Genomic DNA, 13606 nt, shown 5'->3' on the forward strand with positions numbered 1-13606 from the left:
CCCCGGACTTGATCCGGGGCTCCGCTTCTTTCTTACGTCGGCGAGAAGAGGTGGGGTCCCGGGTCAAGCCCGGGACGACCAAAATCACCGCCGCTCGTAGGCTTTGGGCAACGCACCCTCCGTGGGAGTCAAATACCGATCCCGAAGCTCGGTCTGACGCGACCGCATCGGTTGCGCGACGCCGTCGATCCACGTCGCGACCGGCACCGATGACAGCTCCAGCGGATCGCCGTCCCAGATCACCACGTCCGCGCGGCGCCCGGCACGTAGTGAGCCGATCTCGCCGCCCATGCCGATCGCCTCGGCCGGACCGCTGGTGATCGACGCGAACGCCTGTCCCCAGTCGAGCCCGGTCGCGCCGGGGATGCGCGCGATCGCGACGAGGTTGCCCGCGAACTGCCGCAGCACATGGTCGCCGCCCGACGCCCCGGTCGAGGCGAGCGCCACCGGCACCCCGGCGGCGCGCAGCCGGCCGACGTTCGACTCGGTCGCAGCGAGATTCTCGAACTGCGCGGGCAGGTCGGCGAGCGCCGCGGCGATCACCGGCACTTTAGCGGCGGCGATCTCGCGCGCGACCAGCCAGCCCTCGGTCACGCCGACCAGCACCAGCCGGAGCTTCGGATAGTCGCGCGGCAGCGCCAGCACGTTGCGGATGTCCGCGGCCCGCTCGACATGCACCAGCAGCGGCACCTGTCCGTCGAGCACGCGCAGCAGCGCCTCGGCATCGGCGCGCGTCACCAGGGCGTCGCGCGAGCGGCCATCGAAGGCGGCGGGGTTGCGGCGGAAGTCCTGCGCCTGCGCAAAGGCGTCGCGGAGCAGCGCATAGGCCGCCGGCCGGCTGCCGCCCGCCAGCTTGCCGCCACCTTCGCCAAGCTCGACGAACTGGAACGCGCGCGGCCGCGTCACGGCGTTCGGGTCCGCGCCGAGGTCGATGATCGCGCCTTGTCCGGCAAAGATCGAGCTTTCGGCGCTCGGCGTCACGATCGCACGCGTCACGCCAAACAATCGCTCGTTGGCGATCTTCACCGCCGCGGGATTGACCCCGAGCGACACGTCGATGGCGGCCTTGAACGGCGAGTTGCGCGCACCGGCGTCGTTGCTTTCCTGCACGCCGTCGGCATCGACCAGCGACAGGTCGGTCAGCGCCGAGACGACGCCCGCCGACACCCATTTGCCGGCCGCGTCGATCACCTGCGCACCGGCCGGCACCGCGACGCCGCGCCCGGCGGCGACGATCCGCCCGTTCGCGATCACCACCGTGCCGCCCTCGATCGGCGCGGAGCCGTCGCCGATCGCGACGGTGCCGCCGGTGATCGCCACCGTCTGGGCAGCAGCGGGCGTCGCCAGCATCGTGGCGAGGAGGAGCAGCGCGCGCTTCACTTGACGTCTCCCGATCCGGGCTGGCCGAGTTCGAAGTCGCTCACCGGGCGACGTTTCGGATCATTGGCATCGTAGAGCAGCGCGCCGTCGACCCAGACCTTTTCGGGGCGGGTGTAGACGCTGAACGGATTGCCGTTCCACAGCACGACGTCCGCCATCTTGCCGGGCTTCAGGCTGCCGGTCTGCGCATCGATGCCGAGTGCCTTGGCCGGGCCGAGCGACAACCACTTCCACGCCGCGGCGTCGCTGATCTGGATGCCGGAATGGCGCGCCGAGGACAGGACCTTGGCGACTTCCTGATTGAGCCGCTGGATGCCGTTCTCGTCGTCAGAATGGATCATCGCGCAGGCGCCGGCATTTTCGAGGATCGCGAGGTTCTCGCCAATCCCGTCATAGCTTTCCATCTTAAAGCCGTACCAGTCGGCCCACACTGCCGCGCAGGTGGCGTTCGCCTTGAGCAGGTCGGCGATCTTGTACGCCTCCACGGCATGATGGAAGGCGGTGACGTGGTAGCCGAACTCCTTGGCCATATCGAGGACGATCGCCATTTCGTCGGCGCGGTAACAATGGTTCTGGACCATGATCTCGCCCGACAGCACGCCGCGCAGCGTGTCCATGCCGATGTCGCGATCGGGGGCGTCGCCGCCCTCGGCCTCGTATTTGTCCCATTTGCGCTTGTAGGCGACCGCCTTCGCCCAGGTCTGGCGATCGACCGCGACATTGCCCATCCGCGTCGATGGCTCGCGGTTCTTGCTGCCATAGACGCGCTTGGGGTTCTCGCCGCACGCCATCTTCAGGCCATAAGGCGCGCCGGGGAACTTCATCGCCTGCATCGTGCGCGCATAGACGTTCTTGAGCACCACGCTGCGCCCGCCCATCAAATTGGCCGAGCCGGGCAGGATCTGGAGCGTCGTCACGCCGCCGTTCGCCAGCGCGCGGCCGAAGCCGGGGTCCTGCGGCCAGACGCTGTGTTCGGCCCAGACGTCGGCGGTGATCGGCGCGGTCGCCTCGTTGCCGTCCGAATGCGCCTGCACCGACGGGGTCGGATAGTCGCCGAGGTGGCTGTGGATGTCGACCACGCCGGGGGTGAGATACTTGCCCTGTCCGTCGATTACCGTCGCGCCGGCCGGGGCGTCGAGCGTCTGCCCGACCGCGACCACCTTGCCGTCGGCGAACAACACCGCGCCGCCGTCGATCCGGTTGCCCTCACCATCGAAGACCGTGACGTTGCGCACCAGCGTCGGCGTGCCGGGATAGGCGTGATAGGTGGAGGGATAAGGGTCACGCGCATAGCGGATCGGCGGCGCCTTCTTCGCGGCGGTCGCCGGCTTCTCCTTGGTCGTGGCGCACGCTGTCAGCGGTAGCGCCAGCAACGCGGCCGACAGCAAAGCGCGCCGTGCGCGATCCGAATTCATGGCGGTGCCCCTTTTTATTCATTGTTTGTTGTCCCGATCATGGACGCCGTCTTGCATGGCGGTCAAGCGACACCGGCGTCATTCGACCGCAAAGCGCAGGCGGGAAATGGTTCCCAGCCGATATTTGCCGACGCAAATAGATACATGTTGATTTCATTTGACGGGCGCGTTGACCTGTTCCGAAACGCTGTCTAGGGCGAGGCATGTAAATAAGGGAGCGCCCCATGTCCGAAGATACCATCACTGCCAACGCGGTTGAGCTTGCTACCGAACTGACCATCGCGTGGCTCGCCAATCCCAACACCCGCGCCTCTGGCGAGGATGTGCCGGCATTTCTGCGCACGATGCATGATGCGGTGACGAACCTGTCGTCGTCGACTGCCCCGGCCGCGCCGGAAGAGCCCGCCACCGAATATACCCCGGCGGTATCGGTGCGAAAGTCGCTGGCGTCGAAGGATCATCTGATCTCGCTGATCGATGGCAAGCCTTACAAGACGCTGCGCCGCCATCTGGCCGGCCATGGTCTTACCCCGGACGACTATCGTCAGCGTTATGGCCTGAAGCCCGACTATCCGATGGTCGCCGAAAGCTATTCGGAAGCGCGTCGCGACATGGCCAAGAAGATCGGCCTCGGCCGCAAGCCCGGCGCGCGTCGTGGCGAAGCTGCCCCGGCCGCCGAGCCGACCACCGGCGGGCGTGGCCGTCGCAAGGCCGCACAGGCGGAGGGCTGATCCCCCGCAGCGCACGGGGCGGCGCGCCGATGTCGATCGTCGATCCGATGATCGCACCGGCGCTCGACCGCGCCCGTGCGTCGCTCGCGCAGGCGTTGCGCGAGATGGTGGGTAGTGGCGAGCTGGACCTCGCCCGCCCGCCCGGCGACCCCGGACTGATCGCCGACACCTCGCCCGCGTGGCGGGTGCATGGCGACTTCTCCGCGATGATGATCGGCGGTATCTCCGCCTTGCTGCTCCAGATGCTCCATCCCGGTGCGCTCGCGGGCGTCTGGGATCACAGCGACTTTCGCCGCGACCGGCTCGGTCGCCTGCGACGGACGGCCCAGTTCATCGCCGTCACCACCTACGGCCCGACGGATCTGGCCGAGCGCACGATCGCACATGTCCGGGCGATCCACGACCGCATTCACGGGCACTTGCCTGACGGCGCGCCTTATGACGCCAACGATCCCGCGCTGCTGACCTGGGTGCACGTCGCCGAAGCCGACAGCTTCCTGCGCGGCTATCTGCGCTATCGCGATGCGACCTTGTCGCCCGAGGATCAGGACCGCTACGTCGCGGATGTCGCGATCGTGGCGGAGCGGCTCGGCGCGTGTGACGTGCCGCGCTCGCGCGCCGATATCGCCGCTTATTATCGCAGCGTCCGTCCCCAATTGCGCGGCGACCACCGCGTGCGCAAGGTCGCCGATGCGCTGCTCGCGCCCGGCCCCGACCGTGCGCAGGCCGCCGGGCTGGCGGTCGCGGCGGCAGCGGCGCTCGACCTGCTTCCCGACTGGGCGGCGGCGCTCCACGACCGCCGCGCGCCGCCGCTCGCGCGGCCCGCGATCCGGGCAGGCGCGGACGGCATGAGCCGCGTGCTGCGCTGGGCATTGCGCGCGCCCTGAACCGTTCGGCATGATGGCTCGTTCTCTTGCGGAAGGAGCCGGGACGATGCCGCTGACCACCGATGCCGAGATCAGGACGCTGCTCGAAGAGGTGCGCACAATCGCGCTGGTCGGCGCGTCGGATCGCCCGACCCGACCCTCGAACGGGGTGATGGCGACCTTGCAGGGACATGGCTATCGCGTGATCCCGGTCAACCCGCAGATCACGGGCATGCATGTGCATGGCGAGTTCGTGTTCCGCGATCTCGACCAGCTCGGCGATCCGATCGATATGGTCGACATCTTCCGCCGCTCGTCGGAGGCGGGCGCGGTGGTCGATCAGGCGATCGCGATCGGCGCCAAGGCGGTGTGGCTGCAACTCGGGATCATCGACGAAGCCGCCGCGGCGCGCGCCGAAGCGGCGGGGCTGAAGGTGGTCATGGATCGCTGTCCGGCGATCGAGATCCCGCGGCTGGGGGTGGGGCCGATCACCGGATAGCCTGTCCCTCATGCCGGACTTGTTCGGGCATCCACAGGTTCGCAGGAGCGCAAGCCGTTAATTTTGCGGCGCAGTGGGTCCCGGAACAAGTCCGGGGTGAAGGGGCTTTCTGAGTGTCGTCGGGACTTTCGCAGAGGTCTCGCCTGCGCATGGCGCGTTGCGGCGGCGTTCCCGCACTCTCCCCAATGGTCGTTGCGGCTGTTACATTCGCGCCGACACCAGAAAAGGGGAGTGCATGTCCAGTTTGTTCCGGCGCAAGCCGATCGCGGTCGATCATGGTGACGGGCACGTCCTCGCCCGTACGCTGTCGTGGCCGCATCTCGTCGCACTCGGCGTGGGCGCGATCGTCGGGACGGGTATCCTGACGCTGATCGGGGTCGGGGCGGATCGCGCCGGGCCGGCGGTGATGCTCAGCTTCGTGATCGCGGGGGCGATCTGCGCCTGCGCCGCGCTTGCCTATGCCGAGATGTCGACGATGATCCCGGCATCGGGCAGCGCCTATACGTACAGCTATGTCGTGCTGGGCGAAGTGATCGCCTGGGTGATCGGCTGGTCGCTGATCCTCGAATATTCGCTGGTCGTCTCGACGGTGGCGGTCGGGTGGTCTGGCTATGCCTCGGCGTTGCTGACACCGCTCGGCTTCCCGGTCGCGCTGACCAACGGGCCGGAATTGGGCGGGATCGTCAACGTGCCCGCGGTGTTCATCATCGCGGTCGTCGCCGGGTTGCTGTGCTTCGGCACCAAGGAGAGCGCGACGCTCAATGCGGTGCTGGTGGCGGTGAAGCTGGTTGCGCTGACGGTGTTCGTGATCGTGGCGCTGCCGCATTTCGACGCCGCGAACCTGCATCCGTTCATGCCGCACGGCTTCACCGCCTCGGTCGATCCGGACGGCAAGGAGCGCGGTGTGATGGCGGCGGCGGCGATCATTTTCTTCGCTTTCTATGGCTTCGACGCGATCTCGACCGCGGCGGAGGAGACCAAGAACCCGGGGCGCGACCTGTCGATCGGGATCATCGGGTCGATGTTCGGGTGCATCGTCATCTATGTCGGCGTGGCGGTGGCGGCGGTCGGCGCGCTCAGCTACACGCGCTTTGCGGGCTCGCCCGAGCCGCTGGCGCTGATCCTGCGCGACATCGGGCGACCGGGGTTCGCGACCTTCCTCGCCGCCAGCGCGGTGATCGCGCTGCCGACGGTGCTGCTGGGGTTTCTGTTCGGGCAGAGCCGGATTTTCTTCGTCATGGCGCGCGACGGCTTGCTGCCGGCTGGATTGGCGAAGGTGTCGCGGCGCGGCGCGCCGGTGCGGATCACGCTGATGACCGCGGCGCTGGTCGCGGTGATCGCGGGAGTCATGCCGATCGACGCGATCGCTGCGCTCGCCAATGCGGGGACGCTGGCGGCGTTCGTGGCGGTGTGCGTGTGCATGATGGTGATGCGCCGTCGCGCGCCGGATGCCGAGCGGACCTTCCGCGCGCCGCTCGCGCCGGTGGTCGGGACGTTGGGCGTGCTGGGGTGCGTGTATCTGTTCTTCAGCCTGCCGCTGAAGACGCAGGAATATTTTCTGCTGTGGAACGTCGTCGGGCTGGGGCTCTACTTCGTCTATGGGCGTAAGCGCGCGGCCGTCGCCTGATGATCGGGGCGGCGTGAAGGGAAGGTAAGAAGGAGGGTTGTTCGCGCAGAGGCGCAGAGGCGCAGAGGGGCCGCGGTTGCCGCGAGGGTCCGAGCCGCCTCGGCGGCTCCCCTCCCGAGCCGGTTTGAGTGGCTTCCTGACGGAAGCCGCGTACGCAACCTCTCTGCGCCTCCGCGCCTCCGCGCGAACCGAATTCTTCTTCGCGCGATCTTACCGCTTCTTCACGAACTCCGCCCGCAAGACCAGGCCCTTGATCCCGTCGAAGCGGCAGTCGATTTCCTGTGGGTCGCCGGTCAGCCGGATCGACTTGATCGCGGTGCCGCGCTTGAGCGTCTGGCTGGTGCCCTTGACCTTCAGGTCCTTGATGAGCGTCACCGCATCGCCGTCCGCCAGCAGGTTGCCGACCGCGTCGCGGACCTCGACGCCGTCCGCGGGCGCCGTGGCGCTGACCTCACCCGCCGGCACCCATTCGCCGGTCGCCTCGTCGTAAACGTATTCCTCGCTCAACCCCATGTCCCCCAAAAGCAGAAAGGGAGGACCAGCGGCCCTCCCTTCCCGAAATCATCCTGATCGTCGTCGCTTACGCGGCGAGGTTCCGCAGCACGTACTGCAGGATGCCGCCGTTCAGGAAATATTCCAGCTCGTTGACCGTATCGATCCGGCAGCGGGTCTGGAACTGCTCGGTCGACCCATCCTGGCGCTTCAGCGTCACGGTCACGTCCTGACGCGGCCGCAGGTCGGCGACGTGGTGGATCGTGAAGGTCTCGTCGCCGGTCAGCTTGAGCGTCTCGCGGGTCACGCCCTCGGCGAACTGGAGCGGCAACACGCCCATGCCGACGAGGTTCGAGCGGTGGATGCGCTCGAAGCTCTCGGTGATAACCGCCCGCACGCCCAACAGGTTGGTGCCCTTCGCCGCCCAGTCGCGCGACGAGCCGGTGCCATATTCCTTGCCGGCGATGATGACGAGCGGGGTGCCGTCGGCCTTGTGACGCATCGCGGCGTCGTAGATCGGCATCACCTGACCCTCGTAGCGGCTCATGCCGCCCTCAACCCCCGGCACCATCTCGTTTTTGATACGGATGTTGGCGAAGGTGCCGCGCATCATGACCTCGTGATGGCCACGGCGCGCGCCATAGCTGTTGAAGTCGGCGCGGCTGACCTGATGCTCCTGCAACCACGTCCCCGCCGGGCTGTCGGCCTTGATCGAGCCGGCCGGCGAGATGTGGTCGGTGGTGATCGAATCGCCGAGGATCGCCAAGGGCTTGGCCTCGATGATGTCGGTCACCGGCGCCGGGGTCATCTCCATGCCCTCGAAGTAGGGCGGGTTGGCGACATAGGTCGAGCCGGCGCGCCACGCATAGGTGTCCGACCCGGTCACGTCGATCGCCTGCCACTTCGAGTCGCCGGCATAGACGTTGCCGTAGCGCGCGCGGAACATACCGTCGTCGATGTTGGCGGCCATGAGGTCGGCGACCTCCTGGTTGGTTGGCCAGATGTCGCGCAAGTACACATCCGCGCCGTCCGTGCCCTGACCGATCGGCGTGTCGTTCATGTCGGTCGTCACGGTGCCCTTCAGCGCATAGGCGACGACGAGCGGCGGCGAGGCGAGGAAGTTGGCGCGCACGTCGGGCGACACGCGGCCTTCGAAGTTGCGGTTGCCCGACAGCACCGAGGCGGCGACGAGATCGTTCTCGTTGATCGCCTTCGAGATCGGCGCGGCGAGCGGCCCCGAATTGCCGATGCAGGTGGTGCAGCCATAACCAACGAGGTTGAAGCCGATCGCATCGAGATCCGCCGACAGCCCGGCCTTGTCGAGATAGTCGGTGACGACCTGGCTACCCGGGGCGAGCGAGGTCTTCACCCACGGCTTCGGCTTCAGACCGAGCGCGTTGGCCTTGCGCGCGACCAGACCGGCGGCGACCAGCACCGACGGGTTCGAGGTGTTGGTGCAGCTGGTGATCGCGGCGATCACCACGTCGCCGTCGCCGATGTCATGCCCACGCTCGTCGACCTCGACGCGCGCCGGCTTCTCGCGGTGGTACAGCTTGAACAGGTCGCCGTTGAACACCTCGTCAACGGTGTCGAGGCTGACCTTGTCCTGCGGGCGCTTCGGGCCGGCGAGCGACGGGACGACGGTGCCCATGTCCAGCTCCAGCGTGTCGGTGAAGACGGGGTCGGGGCTGTCGGCGTGCCGCCACATGCCCTGCGCCTTGGCATAGGCTTCGGTCAGCGCGACGACCTCGTCGGGGCGGCCGGTGAGGCGCATGTAGTCGAGCGTCTTGTCGTCGACCGGGAAGAAGCCGCAGGTTGCGCCGTACTCGGGCGCCATGTTGGCGATCGTCGCGCGATCGGCGAGCGTCATCTGGTCGAGGCCCGGGCCGTAAAATTCGACGAAGCGGCCGACCACGCCCTTGGCGCGCAGCATCTGCGTGACGGTGAGCACGAGATCGGTGGCGGTGATGCCTTCACGCAGCGCGCCGGTCAGCTTGAAGCCGACGACCTCGGGGATCAGCATCGAGACCGGCTGGCCGAGCATCGCCGCCTCGGCCTCGATCCCGCCGACGCCCCAGCCGAGCACGCCGAGACCGTTGATCATCGTCGTGTGGCTGTCGGTGCCGACCAAGGTATCCGGATAGGCGATCGTCGCGCCGGCCTTGGCATGGTCGCCGGTTTCCTGCGACGACCAGACCGCGTGACCGATATATTCGAGGTTCACCTGGTGGCAGATGCCGGTGCCCGGCGGCACGACCTTGAAATTGTCGAGCGCCTTGCTGCCCCACTTCAGGAACTCGTAGCGCTCGGCATTGCGGGCATATTCGAGATCGACGTTATCCTCGAACGCCTTGGGCGTGCCGAATTCGTCGACCATGACCGAGTGATCGATGACGAGGTGGACGGGAACCTGCGGATTGATCTTCGCCGCGTCGCCGCCGAGCTTGGTAATCGCGTCGCGCATCGCGGCGAGGTCGACCACGCACGGCACGCCGGTGAAATCCTGCATCAGCACGCGCGCGGGGCGATACTGGATCTCGCGGTCCGAACGACGCTCCTGCTGCCAGTCGACGATCGCCTTCACATCGGCCTCGGTGACGGTGACGCCGTCCTCAAAACGGAGCATGTTTTCGAGCAGCACCTTCATCGAGAAGGGCAGGCGGCTGATATCGCCGAACTTTTGCTCGGCGGTCTTCAGCGAGAAATAGTCGTAGGACTTGCCCCCGGCCTGCAGCGTCTGGCGGGCGTTGAGCGTATCCTGGCCGATGGCCGTCATGAGCAAAGTCCTTTCTTCAAGGGCCGTCGCCCGGCGGCATGCGCGGATGGCGACGGGAGCGAATGTCTCGGTCGCCGCGGGCGATAGCAGCCGTGCCGCATGTGCGAAAGGGGGGTGGCGGGGGCGGATGTAAGCGATTGTGGCTGGGTCGGGCGCGTGCGGTGGCAGGCGCCGGCGTCCCGCCTGAGGGCGCATCCAGAAGCTCCGACCTTCCGGTGCTGTCGACGGACCTGCGTGTCCGGGTTCCCGTCCATGCCAGGGCCGATCGACATTCATGATGGTGTCCTCTTGCCCTTGCCCCTGGACCGGGGAGAGGGATAGCGCAGCTTGGGTGAGGGTTGAGCGAGCCAAAGGCTCGCGCGCTCGCTTGCGCGAGCGCCACCCCTCACTCAGCTCCGACCAAGACTTTGCTGCGCAAAGCCTAAGTCTGCGCAACCCTCTCCCCTCTGCGAGGGGCGAGGGCAGGCAACCATGAATGTCGATCGTCTCCAAGCCGCGGCGCGCGAGCATCGAAGTCGTCGGTTTCGTGGCGCCGTGGACCCCGGAACAAGTCCGGGGTGACGAACGATGGAGCGCGACGGGCAGACTTTTGCAGAGCTTTCGCCTGCGCGGGAATGAGAGGGGACGTTCTGAACCGCGCGAGCGCCGGACGGTTGTAAGGGTGAGCCGCTGCGGAGGCGAGAGGACAGGGCGATGCCGCGCAAGCTGAAGGTCTTTCGCACCCCCGCCGGCTTTCATGACGCCTATGTCGCTGCGCCGAGTCGCAAGGCCGCGCTGGCGGCATGGGGCGCCACCGCCGACCTGTTCGCGCGCGGCGCGGCGGAGGAGGTGACCGATCCGGCGCTGATGGAAGCGCCGCTCGCCGCGCCGGGTGAGGTGGTGAAACGGTCGCGCGGCAGCGCCGAGGAGCAGCTTGCCGCCGCCCCCGCGCCGCGGCGCGCGGGCAAGCCGGCGGTGTCGAAGAAGACCACTGCCAAGCCCGCGCCGCGGCCGAGCCGTAAGGCACTGGATGATGCGGAGGCGGCGCTCGACGCGGCCGCCGCTGCCGAGGAAGCGGAGCGCGAGGCGCTGGCGAAGCGGCGCGCGGCGCTGGAACGGGAGGAAAAAGCGGCCGAACGGCGCTGGCGCACGGAGCGGCGCGTGCTGGAGGATGCGCGCGATGCGTCGCGCGAGCGGTACGAAGCGGCGCTGGCGAAATGGCGGGGGTGATCGCGGCGGCGGTGACGCGGGAGCGTGTCTCGCGCCATGCTCCGGGCATCTGCCTCCCCCGTCACCCCGGACTTGATCCGGGGTCCCGCTTGCGCCGCAACCGTCGAGAAGAAGCGGGGCCCCGGATCAGGTCCGGGGCGACAGCGTGGTTCGGGCTGTCCTACATGCACGCCGTTGCGGTATTTTCTCCATCGGCAGCGTGGGGATCGAGATGAGCGACGGCGGTGAGGCAGCGTTTCGGCATCGGCATGACGGCTGGACGCCGCTGCGGCAGACGACCTTCCTGCGCGCGCTGCGCGAGACGGGGTGCGTGCGCTCGGCCTGTGACCGGGTCGGGTTGAGTTCGACCTCGGCCTATCGCGTCAAACGGCGCATTCCCGACTTCGGCGCGGCGTGGGACGCGGCGCTCGCCTATCGCCTGCCGGCGCTGGAGCGCGCCGCTTACGAGCGGGCGGTCGAGGGATGGCTGGAGCCGATCGTCTACAAGGGCGAGGTGGTGGCGCATCGGCGACGCTATTCCGACGCGATGCTGCGGCTGTTGTTGCAGCGCGAGGATGCGCGACCGGCACCGAAGCTGTCACCAACGGGTGCGCCGATCGCGGGCTCGGAGGCGCATTTGCGGCAGCGCGCGGAGCGGGAGCTGCTGCGCAAGCTGAAGGTGCTCAGAGAGCAGGTCCGGCGCGAGGAGGCACGCACGAACGAGCAGCAAGGCGGCGGGCGGCCCTTGAGCTGAACGACGTTCAGCGATCGCTCGCCTTCGTGTGTCCTTCCGCACCCGATCCGGGATGCCGCTTCCTTCTTCCGTGGCAAGAAGAAGCGGGGCCCGGGATCAAGTCCGGGGCGACGAACAACGGTTGTCCGGGTTGAATCGTCGCCGACGCGTCCGGTCACAACGTCGGGATCATCTCCGTCAGCACTTCGAGGCACGCCACGCCGAGCGCGCGCGACCGCTCCGCGCTCCAGCCGAACGCCGGATCGGGGTTGGCGTCGTGGTCCTTGAACGGCATCTCCAGCGTGACCGAGACCGCGCCGAACCGCTCGGCAAGCTGGTTGGTCGACATCGACAGGTTGGCATTGCCGGGCGCCGACTTTTCATAGCCGAGCTGCGTCTGGAAATCGGGGGTGTGCGCCGCCAGCCGCCGGCCGAATTCGGCGAAGCTGTCGCCGCGGGCGTTGTTCCACGACGGAATGCCCTCGAATCCGGCGATGAAATTGGCGGCGATCGCCTCGTCGCCATGGACGTCGATCGCGAAGGTCACGCCGGTCTTGTCCATCTCGCGCAGCACGCACAGCACCTCGGGGCTGCGCTCCGGCGTCGGCGCGTGCCATTCGCGGTTGAGGTTCACCCCCGCCGCGTTGGTGCGCAGGTGCCCGCGCCGCGTGCCGTCGGGGTTCATGTTGGGGACGACATGCACGGTCGCTTCGCGGAGCAGCGGCGCGGCGGCGGGGCCGGTCAGCCAGTCGAGCGCGCCGTCCATCCAATATTCGGTCATCGATTCGCCGGGATGCTGGCGCGCGTAGAGCCACACCTGCTTCGCGCCGGTGCCGAGCCGGAAATAGTCGATCGCCTGCCCGTCGAGCGTCTCGCCGAGCTGGCGGTGCGTCACGCCGGGGCGCGCCGCGATCCGCGCCACGAGTCGCGCGTGCATCTCCATCGTATAGGGCGCGAAATAGGCGAACCACGCCAGATCGCCCTGACCGGTCCAGTCGAAGCTGAGCACGCCGCCGTCGTAGCGGGTGTCGATCATCCGCCACTGGTCTAGGTCGGTCGAGGCGCGGGTCCGATAGCCCGGCCAGCCGAACGGATAGGCCGAGTCGCCGGCGTTGAGGATGCGGAAGGTGACGCGCTTGCCGCGGAGGCCGGCGGCGCGGAAATAGAACCATTGGAAGAAATCCGACTGATGGTCGCGGACGATCTCCAGATCGCAGCGCCAGTCGTCGCCCGCGCCCTCTAGGCTGACGAGCTTGATGTTGCCGCCGTCGAAAGCGGCATTGATGTCCAGCGTCATTTTACCTCGACCGTGCGTCCCGAATCACCGGGGAAATTCTTGAAGAGTGCGCCCGCGAGTCGCCCGGCAACCGAGGCGGCGTCGGCGTCGGGGGCGCTGGTGTCGGTCAGCGACTGCGCCTGCCCCTCCCAGATCGCGTCGGCGCCGTGGCGGATGCGGACCGCCAGTTCGGTGACCAGCCCGAGCCGGCCGCCCGAATCGCCGCCGACCGGGAAGCTCACGCCGCCGCCCAGTCCGGTGCCGCCGCGCCAGCCGCCCGAATAGCCGCCGCCGCCGATCCCGATCTGGATCGGCGAGCGCCGCGGCGGCAGCCCGCGCTCGGTACGGGTGAAGCCGACGGTGGCGATGAAGTCGGGCTTGCTGCCCGGTGCGGCGCTGGTGAAGCCGTTGCGGAGCAGCTCGGCCTCAACCGCGGCGGCGTAGGTCTTGTACTCGAGGCTGGCGGACGAGGGGCCGGGCAGCGGCTCGACCGCGATCGTCCCGCGCTCCGCTACGGCGTCGTAATGGAAGCGCGTCGCCTGGACCGGAAAACGCTGTGGCCCGGTGGTGCAGGCGGCCAGCGGCGCCAGCGTAAGAGCCAGAAGAATCGCGCGACGCATGAC

Annotated in this window: 12 protein-coding genes; 6 read left to right on the plus strand and 6 right to left on the minus strand. The window is 68.1% G+C overall.

Annotated elements, in window-relative coordinates:
- Positions 1-84 precede the first annotated feature (84 nt).
- Both PGN16_RS14500 and PGN16_RS14505 read right to left on the minus strand, forming a co-directional pair.
- Positions 85-1380: an amidohydrolase family protein gene (locus PGN16_RS14500; RefSeq protein ID WP_335310082.1), complete on the minus strand. Its 1296-nt coding sequence runs from the start codon at positions 1378-1380 to the stop codon at positions 85-87.
- Complete coding sequence (locus PGN16_RS14505; RefSeq protein ID WP_335310083.1) at positions 1377-2795, minus strand: amidohydrolase; 1419 nt, start codon at positions 2793-2795, stop codon at positions 1377-1379. The genes PGN16_RS14500 and PGN16_RS14505 overlap by 4 nt, the downstream gene beginning before the upstream one ends.
- A gap of 224 nt (positions 2796-3019) precedes the next feature.
- Between PGN16_RS14505 and PGN16_RS14510 the strand changes: the two genes are divergently transcribed.
- From PGN16_RS14510 to PGN16_RS14525, 4 genes are all read left to right on the plus strand, one after another.
- Complete coding sequence (locus PGN16_RS14510) at positions 3020-3526, plus strand: MucR family transcriptional regulator (RefSeq protein ID WP_335310084.1); 507 nt, start codon at positions 3020-3022, stop codon at positions 3524-3526.
- A 29-nt stretch (positions 3527-3555) separates the two neighbouring features.
- Positions 3556-4413: an oxygenase MpaB family protein gene (locus PGN16_RS14515; protein ID WP_335310085.1), complete on the plus strand. Its 858-nt coding sequence runs from the start codon at positions 3556-3558 to the stop codon at positions 4411-4413.
- A 46-nt stretch (positions 4414-4459) separates the two neighbouring features.
- Complete coding sequence (locus PGN16_RS14520) at positions 4460-4891, plus strand: CoA-binding protein (protein ID WP_335310086.1); 432 nt, start codon at positions 4460-4462, stop codon at positions 4889-4891.
- Between the two features lie 235 nt (positions 4892-5126).
- On the plus strand, positions 5127-6518 hold the full coding sequence (locus tag PGN16_RS14525; RefSeq protein WP_335310087.1) for an amino acid permease: 1392 nt from the start codon (positions 5127-5129) through the stop codon (positions 6516-6518).
- A 210-nt stretch (positions 6519-6728) separates the two neighbouring features.
- Here the strand turns inward: PGN16_RS14525 and PGN16_RS14530 are convergent, their stop codons facing one another.
- Complete coding sequence (locus tag PGN16_RS14530) at positions 6729-7031, minus strand: zinc ribbon domain-containing protein YjdM (RefSeq protein WP_335310088.1); 303 nt, start codon at positions 7029-7031, stop codon at positions 6729-6731.
- A 67-nt stretch (positions 7032-7098) separates the two neighbouring features.
- Positions 7099-9786, minus strand: coding sequence for an aconitate hydratase AcnA (acnA, locus tag PGN16_RS14535; protein ID WP_335310089.1), 2688 nt, complete (start codon positions 9784-9786; stop codon positions 7099-7101).
- 693 nt (positions 9787-10479) lie between these two features.
- Here acnA and PGN16_RS14540 point away from each other — a divergent pair.
- Both PGN16_RS14540 and PGN16_RS14545 read left to right on the plus strand, forming a co-directional pair.
- A complete protein-coding gene (locus PGN16_RS14540; protein ID WP_335310090.1) occupies positions 10480-10995 on the plus strand; it encodes a hypothetical protein in 516 nt (171 codons plus the stop codon).
- A 211-nt stretch (positions 10996-11206) separates the two neighbouring features.
- Entirely contained in the window at positions 11207-11728 is a 522-nt protein-coding gene (locus PGN16_RS14545) for a hypothetical protein (RefSeq protein WP_335310091.1), read from the plus strand.
- A 154-nt stretch (positions 11729-11882) separates the two neighbouring features.
- On the opposite strand, the gene PGN16_RS14550 is transcribed toward PGN16_RS14545, so the two are convergent.
- Both PGN16_RS14550 and PGN16_RS14555 read right to left on the minus strand, forming a co-directional pair.
- Positions 11883-13004, minus strand: coding sequence for a M14 family metallopeptidase (locus tag PGN16_RS14550; protein WP_335310092.1), 1122 nt, complete (start codon positions 13002-13004; stop codon positions 11883-11885).
- Positions 13001-13603, minus strand: coding sequence for a DUF4136 domain-containing protein (locus PGN16_RS14555; RefSeq protein ID WP_335310093.1), 603 nt, complete (start codon positions 13601-13603; stop codon positions 13001-13003). The genes PGN16_RS14550 and PGN16_RS14555 overlap by 4 nt, the downstream gene beginning before the upstream one ends.
- Positions 13604-13606 lie beyond the last annotated feature (3 nt).

Origin of the sequence: Sphingomonas phyllosphaerae, assembly GCF_036946485.1 — a bacterium.
GTDB lineage: Bacteria > Pseudomonadota > Alphaproteobacteria > Sphingomonadales > Sphingomonadaceae > Sphingomonas > Sphingomonas phyllosphaerae_E.

What these genes read in the sequence shown, in the direction of transcription:
- PGN16_RS14505 (WP_335310083.1), bottom strand. Translation starts at nt 2,795, where the DNA reads ATGAATTCGGATCGCGCACGGCGCGCTTTGCTGTCGGCCGCGTTGCTG.
- PGN16_RS14510 (WP_335310084.1), top strand. Translation starts at nt 3,020, where the DNA reads ATGTCCGAAGATACCATCACTGCCAACGCGGTTGAGCTTGCTACCGAA.
- PGN16_RS14515 (WP_335310085.1), top strand. Translation starts at nt 3,556, where the DNA reads ATGTCGATCGTCGATCCGATGATCGCACCGGCGCTCGACCGCGCCCGT.
- PGN16_RS14520 (WP_335310086.1), top strand. Translation starts at nt 4,460, where the DNA reads ATGCCGCTGACCACCGATGCCGAGATCAGGACGCTGCTCGAAGAGGTG.
- PGN16_RS14525 (WP_335310087.1), top strand. Translation starts at nt 5,127, where the DNA reads ATGTCCAGTTTGTTCCGGCGCAAGCCGATCGCGGTCGATCATGGTGAC.
- PGN16_RS14530 (WP_335310088.1), bottom strand. Translation starts at nt 7,031, where the DNA reads ATGGGGTTGAGCGAGGAATACGTTTACGACGAGGCGACCGGCGAATGG.
- acnA (WP_335310089.1), bottom strand. Translation starts at nt 9,786, where the DNA reads ATGACGGCCATCGGCCAGGATACGCTCAACGCCCGCCAGACGCTGCAG.
- PGN16_RS14540 (WP_335310090.1), top strand. Translation starts at nt 10,480, where the DNA reads ATGCCGCGCAAGCTGAAGGTCTTTCGCACCCCCGCCGGCTTTCATGAC.
- PGN16_RS14545 (WP_335310091.1), top strand. Translation starts at nt 11,207, where the DNA reads ATGAGCGACGGCGGTGAGGCAGCGTTTCGGCATCGGCATGACGGCTGG.
- PGN16_RS14550 (WP_335310092.1), bottom strand. Translation starts at nt 13,004, where the DNA reads ATGACGCTGGACATCAATGCCGCTTTCGACGGCGGCAACATCAAGCTC.
- PGN16_RS14555 (WP_335310093.1), bottom strand. Translation starts at nt 13,603, where the DNA reads ATGCGTCGCGCGATTCTTCTGGCTCTTACGCTGGCGCCGCTGGCCGCC.